Origin of the sequence: Corynebacterium sp. HMSC075D04, from assembly GCF_001815635.1 — a bacterium.
Lineage (GTDB): Bacteria > Actinomycetota > Actinomycetes > Mycobacteriales > Mycobacteriaceae > Corynebacterium > Corynebacterium coyleae.
The window spans coordinates 1-9,271 of sequence record NZ_KV821285.1 but is presented as its reverse complement, the minus strand read 5'-3'; the positions used below and the strand labels follow the sequence as shown (position 1 = coordinate 9,271).

Sequence of the window (9,271 nt, the reverse complement as noted above, 5' to 3'; positions counted from 1 at the left end):
GGTTTCACCGTCCACCGGAATCATGACACCCCAGTTCCACTCGTACAGAGCCCAAGCGGATTCTTCTTTGTTAGCGGTTTGTTCAAGATACGGTTGCAGCCGTTTTTGGGAAACCCATTCGATTTTTCTTTTCATTCCAACCCCCGTTTGGATTCCGTATTTAGTGTTTTTCTGTACACTAGCCGACAGACCGTCTTGATAGACCTTGTCTTCGGCGGTGAGGGTCTTGTTGAAGCATTTGTTGCTTGCAAGGCCCTCGTTTCGTTTAGCACTGTGACTTCGTCGAAGGGGGCGACGGCGCACAGCGACCGAAACCCTACAAACCACCAACCCTTCCAACAATCCGGCCACTCCGCGATACACTGCCCCTTATGCAGCCGACTACGACGATTCTCACCCGTGTTGTCATTCCTGGTGTGGAGAGTGAGCAGCTTCGGGCTCAGCAGATTGGGTCGAATTTGTTTGTGGTGGCGAGTGTGCCGTTCGTCGATACGACGCTCGCGCTGGGGGACATTGTGGAGTGCGTGCTGGTCGGGGGCGCGTTCCACGTGGATCGTGTGGTGGTGCGTGGGGGCGCGTCGACGGTGCGTGTGCTGCCGGAGGATGAGAGTCCGCAGGAGATTGCGGCGACGCTGCTGGCGTTTGGTTGTCGCGTGGAGTTGGGCCCCGGTGGCATGTTGGCGGCGAGCATTGGTGCGGATTGTCCGCGCGAGGGAATCGCGGAGTGGCTTGGCGGTTTGGCGGAGCAGGGTGCGATTCAGCTTGCTCCGGGCTACATGGCTTAGCAGCGGCACCAACCGCCTTACACCGCGCCCCGACCCCGAAACCTCGTTACACTTGCGCGCATGAGCGTTTTCGTTTCTGCCGCGGATCTCAATGAACGTATTCAGGCTGGCCTGAAGCAGACCGTTATTGCTTCGCTCTGGGAGCCGGAGGCTGGTAAGGCGTGGTCGAAGTTTCAGTCCGAGCATGTGCCGACGGCGTTGTTTTGTGATCCGTCGTCGCAGTTGGCGGGGCTGCCGGGGCGCAAGGCGGGGCGTAACCCGTTGCCGGCGTTTGGTGTGGTGAAGAAGGCGGTGGCGAATTGGGGGATCGAGGAGGATCGCCCGGTGTACATCTACGACGGTGGCAACGGGCTGTTCGCGGCGCGCACGTGGTGGATTCTGCGTTGGGTGGGCGTGACTGATGTGCACATCGTGGATGGTGGGTTTGCGGCGTGGAAGCGCGAGAAGCTCCCCACGGTGGCGGGTCCGGGTGGCATTGTGGTGCCGCGCGAGCCGGAGCGCCTGGAGCCGGGGAGTATGCCGACGGCGTCGATGGAGGATGTCCGCGAGTTTGAGGGCATGATCCTGGACGCGAGGAGCGCGCGCCGTTTCGCAGGCCGCCGCGAGATCCTGGACCTGCGCGCGGGTCACATTCCGGGTGCGGTGAATCTGCCGGTGACAGATCTTTTCGACGACACCACGCACCTGATCAAGGACACCAACACCATCCGCGGCCGCCTGGCGGAGGTCGGCATTACCCAGAACACGGACCCGCAGAGCGTGATTACGTATTCGGGTTCGGGCAACCACTCGGCGAAGTTGTTGGCGGCGATGGAGCACGCTGGCCTGCCGGTGTTGACGCACTATGTGGGCGGTTGGTCGCAGTGGAGTGCGAATAAGGAGAACCGCGTGGTTACGCGTGTTTAGCGTGTCGTGTCGGCGGGCGCTGTAACATCGTCGCTGATGATTGCTGTGCTGTTAGTTCTCGCGTTTGTGGCGCTCGCCGCTGGTGTTGCGCTGTTTGTCGCTGATGCGCGTGAACGAAGCCCACGGCGTGCGTGGGCGCGGCAGCACGGATTTACGTTTGCCAAGGTAGACGATCTGTTGGCGGCGGAGTGGCGTCGTGGTGCGGCGTCTGCGGGGGCGACGGCGCGCGAGGTCGTGTCGGGCTCCGCGTTCGGCCATGATCTGCACTTGGCGGATTTGGGGGAGACGACGGTGCTTGCAGTGCCCACGGGCTGCGAGGCGGACGTTGTGGTGGATATGCGCCGCGACGGGTTCGAGCCGACACAGCGCGACGATGACCTGGTGGAGGCCACCCGCGAGGGCGCGTTCACGGTCCATGCCACGAGTGTTGGTCCTGCGCGCAGGCTTATCGACGATCGCGTGCGCACCGCCTTATCCACCCTCCCGCCCGCAGTCAACGCGGTGTGGTTCGAGGGGGCGTGGGTGATTGCCCAGTTCGCGCCGGGGTCAACGGCGCAGGATTGGGATGCGTCGTTGGCCGCGGTGGCGCTGCTGGCGGATGCTGCGCGCACACTCCCGCCGGTCGAGGATGCTCCGTTGTGGGTGGGGGAGGAGAAGGTGCAGGGGGTCGTCGAAAAGCAAGCGAGCCCTGAGCGGCCGGAAGATCCGGTGGAGCTGCCCACGCGGGTCACGGGTGGGGAGCGCGGTGAGGTCGAGGAGCGCGATCTTGGTGGCGACGATGTTGCCGCGATTGCTGGCGACGAGCGCACCGGCACCGACCTGACACGGGTAAAGCGTGTGCAGGGACCGTCGTCGATTTTTGATTCTGAGGAGAAATGATGAAAGAACAACTTGCTGAACTGGTCAAAGAGCTTGCCGTGGTGCACGGGAAGGTAACGCTGTCGTCGGGCAAGGAGGCTGATTACTACGTGGATCTGCGTCGCGCGACGCTGCACCACGAGGCCAGCCCGCTGATCGGCAAACTGTTGCGTGAACTCACCGCTGACCTGGACTTCGACGCTGTTGGCGGCCTGACCCTGGGCGCGGACCCAGTGGCTACTGCCGTGATGCATGCGGAGGGGCGCCCGATCGACGCGTTTGTGGTGCGCAAGGAAGCGAAGAAGCACGGCATGCAGCGCCGCATCGAGGGCCCGTCCATCAAGGGCAAGCGCGTGCTGGTGGTGGAGGACACCACCACGACCGGCAACTCCCCGCTGACCGCCGTGGAGGCCTGCCGTGCGGAGGGCGCCGAGGTGGTTGCGGTGGCCACGGTGGTGGATCGTGCGACGGGTGCGGACAAGGTGATTGCGGACGCCGGCTTGGAGTACCGCTACCTGCTGGGCCTGGAGGATCTCGGGCTTGCCTGAGTTAGATAACGGGAAGGGCCCGACCGAGTGGATGGAGGGCCGCCACGGTGTGGGCCCCTGGGAGGGCGAGTGGCCGGATGATCCGCGCTACGACCCGGAGTACCTCGAACACGGCGACACCAGAAACGTCGTCGACGCCTACCGCTACTGGTCGCTGGACGCGGTCGTCGCAGATCTGGATACGCGCCGGCACCCGTTCCATGTCGCTATTGAGAACTTTGAAAACGACATGAACATCGGCACGGTCGTGCGCACCGCGAACGCGTTTCTGGCCAAGGAGGTCCACATCGTGGGCCGGAAGCGTTGGAACCGGCGCGGCGCGATGGTGACGGACCGCTACCAACATATTCGTCACCACGAAACGGTCGCGGATCTCATCGAGTGGGCGAACGGCGAGGGCATCGCTGTCGTGGCCATCGATAACACCCCCGGATGCGTACCCCTGGAAACAGCCGAGCTGCCCCGCGAGTGCGTGCTCCTCTTCGGGCAGGAAGGCCCCGGCGTGACCGAGGCCGCCCAGGAGGCGGCGGTGATGACCTGCTCAATCGCCCAATTCGGCTCGACGCGCTCGATTAACGCGGGCGTGGCGGCGGGGATCGCCATGCATGCCTGGATCCGCCAGCATGCAGACCTGTCTCACGCGTGGTAGCAAAACGGCGCGGTCTGGCAATATAACAGGCAAAATAACTGGCAACACACGTGGAAACGTCACTACTTAGAGGAGACATCAGTGCCTGAAACCTGGGCGCATCGTGCTGATTTGGCGGAATCGGCAATTACTGAACGTCACGCCCAGAAGCTCTGGATGTTGCCGAAAACCAACATGGCGGTCGTCGCCTGGCCGCCGGGGCTGAAAGACAAGCTGTTTTGGCACTGGCACTACTGGTGGCAGGCGCAGTACCTGGATTGCCAGGTGGATGCGGCGATGCGACGTCCGACGAAGACGCGTCGGCGCCGGATCCTCCAGACGATGCGCACGATCCAGGGGCGTAGCCGCGGCCGCTTGACCCGCAACATTTACTACGACGACAAGGCGTGGCTCGCGCTTGCCTGGGCGCGTGCGGGACAGTTGCCGAAGAATAACGGCAAGGTGTCGTCGAAACGCTCGAAGGTGCTCGAGGATCTGGAGTTTGACCTGCTCTCGGGCATCGACCCGGTGGTGGGCGTGCTGCCGTGGCGTACGGGGGAGACGTTCTACAACATTCCGTCGAACGCGACCGCCGCGATGGTGTTCGCGCGCACGGGCCGGTTGGATAAGGCGCGCGAGATCGTCGACTGGATCTTTGACAACCTGGTGCGCGAGGACGGTCTGCTCAGCGACGGTGTTCGGATGCGTATGTCGGGGCCTGAGGTCGTCGATAAGATTTACACCTACAATCAGGGCACGGTGCTTGGCGCGAGCCTGGAGATCGCGCTTGCGCTTCGCGAGGACGTCGGGCTGGCCCACGACGAGCCGATCGACTCGTTCGAGAACTCCGAGCGCGCCGATGCTTCCATGTTCTACATCACCCATATCCGCGCGATCGTGCAGGCCATCGCCCTGGAGATGGCGACTCCCCAGGGCGTGCTGCTGAGCCCACCGGAGGAGTCCGGCGAGGGCGACGGCGGCCTGTTCAAGGGTATTCTCGCGCGCTACCTCGCCGACGTGGCCACGCGTCTGCCGGAGGATTCGAAGGAGAACATCGCCACGAAGAAGATCGCGGCGCGCCTGGTCATGCAGTCCGCCGAGTCGCTGTGGTCGCACCGCCTGGAGGTCGACGGCCTGCCGGTTTTCGCCGCGGAGTGGACCGAGGATGCGCGGCTGCCGCATAACTATGGGTTGGGGCCGGCGTCGATTAGCGAGGCCGTGGGGCTCGTGCGTATCGACGAACGCGACCTCTCCGTCCAACTCTCCGGCTGGATGCTGCTTGAAGCAGCGGCGAAGGTGTCTGCAGCAATGGCGTAATATCGTGGGCACCGTTGTGGCAAAGGGAGGTGCTCGGGACGCATGCAGAAGAACAAGCGGGCGTTGATCGTCGTTGATGTGCAGGCAGGATTCCTGTCCGACTACACGTCGCGTTGCCTACCGCGCGTGCACGAGCTCCTCGCTTCTGATGAGTTTGACCTGGTTATCGCTACCAGGTTTTTCAACCCTGATGGGTCGGCGTTCCGTACCCGCATTAACTGGGATCGGTTGTCCTCGCCTGAGGAAGTGCAGCTCGATCGGCTCGTGGAAGAGCGCGCGGACATCATCATCGACAAGGACACCTACGGTTGCGGCGAGGCTTTGCTTTCTGCACTGAAGTCTCACGGGATTTCGGGGGCTACCCTTGTCGGCATTGATACTGACGTGTGCGTTTTGCAAAACGCTGCGTACCTCTTTGACCATGGCGTCAATGTTGATGTGGACCTGGCGGGTTGCGCCACAAACGGTGGCCCCGAAGCAGACGCTGCCGCGGCACGTCTGATGGGGCGGACAATCGGTTATAAACACACGCGCGGACACACCGCAGCGTAGGAACAATTTCGGGGGCGAAATGCAGTGGGGGTTTACAAGATACGAGTTTGCGCCGACAGATGTCGGTGGGCCGATCACAGATGCGCGCGTTATAGCTCGTATCGAAGGCGAATTCCGAGCTCTCGGGTGGGAGCAATGCACGGAAGTGTTTGGTACGCGCGATCAAGCATTGTTGCTACCACGCACGTATGCAATCGTCTCAAAGGGCGATACCTTGCTTTATCTTTCCCAATCCGGGTACGGAGTGGCCCGATACCAATTCGACTACCGCGCTGATATCGGGGAAGAGCCAGTTGCATCCGTGGCAAACGCGCTTCGGGATCGTGTTCTGTTCCAGCAATCACTCAGCGATTCACCGGATGAGGCAGTGCGTGAAGTCGAAGAATTGATTCGGCGCATTCGGAAGATTCAGGAGCGTTACCGTCGGGAACTCTTCCGAGGTTCTGCAAACGACGCGGTGCACGAATATTCATTCTCGGTCTACGCGGTATCTGAGCCCGTCGACGATCGCTTGGTCCACGCGCTTCTGCATCCAAGAGATGTTGGTTGTTCCCTAGGACTGGATCAAGCCAACCTTCCGTCGACCAACCACTTGGTAGACCGAATCAATGGAACAATCCCAAATCTTCCGTGCCCGATCATTGATAGTCAAGGGCACCGTTTCTGGAGCAGCTGGTCGGCCAGCGTTATCGGGGTAAGTTGTTCAGGACTAGAGGAACTCGTCTCACTTAGTGAATTCAGAGTTCAGTCGACCTGGCTCGCTGCACACAAGACCGCGAAGATGGCAGCACAGGTTGACCTCGCAGATCTCGATTCGAAGGGATCCTCCAAAATGCGATTCCTCCAGTCTGACTTTGTATTGGTTGTCGCACGGCACCGTGAACGCTTAGGGGCTCATTCACCTGCACTCCACTCAAGCTTGTTGGACGAAATCAATCGTTCGAGTGATCTCGACGCCGAAATAGCTCGAGCCGAGACAAACCTCGAATCTGCTGTTGCAACGATGGCGTATTACGACGAACGCTCGAACCTAAAAGGCCGAAGACTCATTGAATTCGCAGCGTGGGTTTTCGGTGTAGCGGGTCTAGCCGAGCTTCTTGTCGAGCTTCCACTCCGCCCAAACACGTTTGCTACCCACCCGTTTTCTTTCGCTGCGTGGCTCCTCTTGGCCACTGTTGGGGGCATTGTGGTTTTCCGTCAGCGGTAGTTTCCTAAAACGGGCATACTGGTGTGCGTAAACGGTCCCAATCCCAGGAGGATTTTCATGCCTATCGCAACCCCAGAGGTCTATAACCAGATGCTGGATTCCGCCAAGAAGGGCGGCTATGCGTTTCCGGCGATTAACTGCACGTCTTCGGAGACGATCAACGCGGCCATTAAGGGGTTCGCGGAGGCGGAGTCGGACGGCATCATTCAGTTCTCCATCGGTGGTGCGGAGTTTGCGTCCGGTCAGGCTGTGAAGAACAAGGTGGCTGGTGCGAAGGCGTTGGCTGCGTTTGCGCATGAGGTGGCGAAGCATTACGACGTCAACATTGCGCTGCACACCGACCACTGCCAGAAGGAAGTGCTCGACGACTATGTGCGTCCGCTGATCGCTTACTCCCAGGAGCGCGTGAACGCCGGCGAGCTGCCGTTGTTCCAGTCGCACATGTGGGATGGTTCCGCGGTTCCTATCGACGAGAACCTGGAGATCGCCCAGGAACTCCTGGCTAAGGCTCGCGCTGCGAACATCATTCTCGAGGTGGAGATTGGTGTTGTCGGTGGTGAAGAGGACGGCGTTGAGGCGAAGGCCGGCGCGAACCTGTACACCTCGGAGGAGGACTTCGCCAAGACCGTTGATGCCCTGGGTACCGGCGAGAATGGCCGCTACCTGCTGGCTGCCACCTTCGGAAATGTCCACGGCGTGTACAAGCCGGGCAACGTGAAGCTGCGCCCCGAGGTCCTGGATATGGGCCAGAAGGTTGCGGAGAAGAAGCTCGGTCTGGCTGCGGGCACGAACCCGTTCGACTTCGTCTTCCACGGCGGTTCCGGCTCGGAGAAGGAGAAGATCGAGGAGTCCTTGCGTTACGGCGTGATCAAGATGAACGTGGACACGGATACTCAGTACGCGTTCACCCGCCCGGTTGTGTCGCACATGTTTGAGAACTACGACGGTGTGCTCAAGATTGATGGCGAGGTGGGCAACAAGAAGATGTACGACCCGCGTTCCTACCTGAAGAAGGCCGAGAACGCTATGGCTGAGCGCGTCATCGAGGCGTGCCAGGACCTCCACTCGGTGGGCAAGTCGGTTTCCAAGTAAGCCACTGCTTATCGACGACACCACCTCCCCGGGCCCACAGCCCAGGGAGGTTTTCCCTTTCGGGCCTAAGCTGTTTAACCATGGCTAAGCAGAGGATGGGCACGCGCGCGCGTCTGCAGTTGGTTGATAAGTCGCTGCAGTCGCGGGTGAAGCGTGTGCGGAAGCGGTTGTTGCCAATTTTGCAGATCGCCTTGGCCGCCGGGTTCGCGTACTACATTGCGCACGACGTGATGGGTCACGCCCGGCCGTTTTTCGCCCCGATTGCCACGGTGATCATCATTGGCATGACGGGCGGCGACCGTGTGTCGAAGTCGGTGGAGATGGCCATGGGCTGCGTGCTCGGCGTGCTGGTGGGCGACCTGATTTTCTACCGGCTCGGCGCCGGCGGCTGGCAGATCGCGGTGATTGTCGCTGGGTCGTTGTTGATCGCGTCGTTTTTGAGCAAGTCGGTTCTGGTGAATAACCAGGCTGCGATCGGTTCGATCCTGATCGCGACAATCATGCCGCCTGGTAGCGAGTTCACCGGCGTGGACCGCACTATCGACGCCATCATCGGCTGCCTGATCGCAATGGCAGTCATCGCCCTGGTGCCTCAGGCTCCGATGTCGGAGGCCCGCGCGGAAGTGTCCAAAGTGATGGGCATCGTCTCTTCGGTTCTCGACGACGTGGCCACCGGCCTCCGCGAACGCAACCCCAACATCATCGACGAGGCCCTCGAGCAGATCCGTGGCACCCAAACGGGTATCGATGACTTAGCCGCCGCGATCAAGTCCGGCGAAGAAGCCAGCCGTGTCTCCCCGTTTTTGTGGGGCACTCGCCGCTACATCAACTCCCTGGCACGCGTGATCCCGCCGGTGGATAACGCGGTGCGTACCTCCCGTGTGCTCGCGCGCCGGGCTCACGTTCTTGTCGAGGACAGCGACACCATCACCGAACAACAAATCGAGCTCTTGGACACCTTGTCTCGCGTCTGCCTCGAACTTTCCGAGGTCTACGACGTGAACTCCCGCGTCGCCCAGGCCACCGTCATCCCGGAGTGCGTCAACGAGTTGCGTGCTGCGGGCCAGGCCGCCGGCATGGATATCGTCCCCAAGGATGCCGTCCTGTCCGCCTACGCCATCCTCGCGCAGACCCGCTCCCTGATCGTGGACCTGCTGATGGTGTGCGGCATGTCCCGCGAGTCCGCCCTCGCCGCCCTGGTGCCTACTTCCACGACGCCGAAGTACGAGCCCGAAACCTTCGACTTCGACTAGTTTCACGCCGCCCTGTTGCCGGCGCCGGTGAGCCGCCCTTCCGCCGCGCCGCCCTGTTGCCCGCCCTGCTCCCTGATCGTCTAGCTCCCTCGTGTCATGTCTCATGACTTTTTGGACATGGAGTC

At 61.4% G+C, this 9,271-nt stretch carries 11 protein-coding genes; 10 read left to right on the top strand and 1 reads right to left on the bottom strand.

Translation table 11 applies throughout. The annotated features are described in order from the left end of the window. Positions 1 to 351 (bottom strand): hypothetical protein (locus tag HMPREF3048_RS11950; RefSeq protein WP_141758801.1); only part of this gene is annotated, 351 nt, incomplete at its 3' end. Positions 352 to 371: 20 nt separating this feature from the next. Between HMPREF3048_RS11950 and HMPREF3048_RS00075 the strand changes: the two genes are divergently transcribed. The 10 genes from HMPREF3048_RS00075 (at position 372) to HMPREF3048_RS00030 (ending at position 9,146) form a co-directional block, all read left to right on the top strand. Next, the gene (locus HMPREF3048_RS00075; RefSeq protein WP_070450118.1) at positions 372 to 785 is read left to right on the top strand and encodes a DUF4265 domain-containing protein; all 414 of its coding nucleotides are present in this window, start codon (positions 372 to 374) and stop codon (positions 783 to 785) included. 60 nt (positions 786 to 845) lie between these two features. Further along, complete coding sequence (locus HMPREF3048_RS00070; RefSeq protein ID WP_070450114.1) at positions 846 to 1,691, top strand: sulfurtransferase; 846 nt, start codon at positions 846 to 848, stop codon at positions 1,689 to 1,691. Positions 1,692 to 1,727: 36 nt separating this feature from the next. Further along, a complete protein-coding gene (locus HMPREF3048_RS00065; protein WP_070770880.1) occupies positions 1,728 to 2,570 on the top strand; it encodes a type III secretion system chaperone family protein in 843 nt (280 codons plus the stop codon). Beyond that, a complete protein-coding gene (gene pyrE, locus HMPREF3048_RS00060) occupies positions 2,567 to 3,097 on the top strand; it encodes an orotate phosphoribosyltransferase (protein ID WP_070423263.1) in 531 nt (176 codons plus the stop codon). Before HMPREF3048_RS00065 ends, pyrE begins: the two co-directional genes overlap by 4 nt. A gap of 31 nt (positions 3,098 to 3,128) precedes the next feature. Then, positions 3,129 to 3,746, top strand: coding sequence for a TrmH family RNA methyltransferase (locus HMPREF3048_RS00055; RefSeq protein WP_070423341.1), 618 nt, complete (start codon positions 3,129 to 3,131; stop codon positions 3,744 to 3,746). 81 nt (positions 3,747 to 3,827) lie between these two features. Continuing rightward, a complete protein-coding gene (locus HMPREF3048_RS00050) occupies positions 3,828 to 5,042 on the top strand; it encodes a glycoside hydrolase family 76 protein (protein ID WP_070450111.1) in 1,215 nt (404 codons plus the stop codon). A gap of 42 nt (positions 5,043 to 5,084) precedes the next feature. After that, on the top strand, positions 5,085 to 5,594 hold the full coding sequence (locus HMPREF3048_RS00045; protein WP_070423261.1) for a cysteine hydrolase family protein: 510 nt from the start codon (positions 5,085 to 5,087) through the stop codon (positions 5,592 to 5,594). 19 nt (positions 5,595 to 5,613) lie between these two features. After that, positions 5,614 to 6,801 carry a hypothetical protein gene (locus HMPREF3048_RS00040; protein WP_070770879.1) on the top strand — a complete coding sequence of 396 codons (1,188 nt, stop codon included), beginning with the start codon at positions 5,614 to 5,616 and terminating at the stop codon, positions 6,799 to 6,801. A gap of 57 nt (positions 6,802 to 6,858) precedes the next feature. Then, the gene (gene fbaA / locus HMPREF3048_RS00035) at positions 6,859 to 7,893 is read left to right on the top strand and encodes a class II fructose-bisphosphate aldolase (RefSeq protein WP_070770878.1); all 1,035 of its coding nucleotides are present in this window, start codon (positions 6,859 to 6,861) and stop codon (positions 7,891 to 7,893) included. 80 nt (positions 7,894 to 7,973) lie between these two features. After that, positions 7,974 to 9,146 carry an FUSC family protein gene (locus tag HMPREF3048_RS00030; protein WP_070569065.1) on the top strand — a complete coding sequence of 391 codons (1,173 nt, stop codon included), beginning with the start codon at positions 7,974 to 7,976 and terminating at the stop codon, positions 9,144 to 9,146. The last annotated feature ends 125 nt before the right edge of the window (positions 9,147 to 9,271 follow it).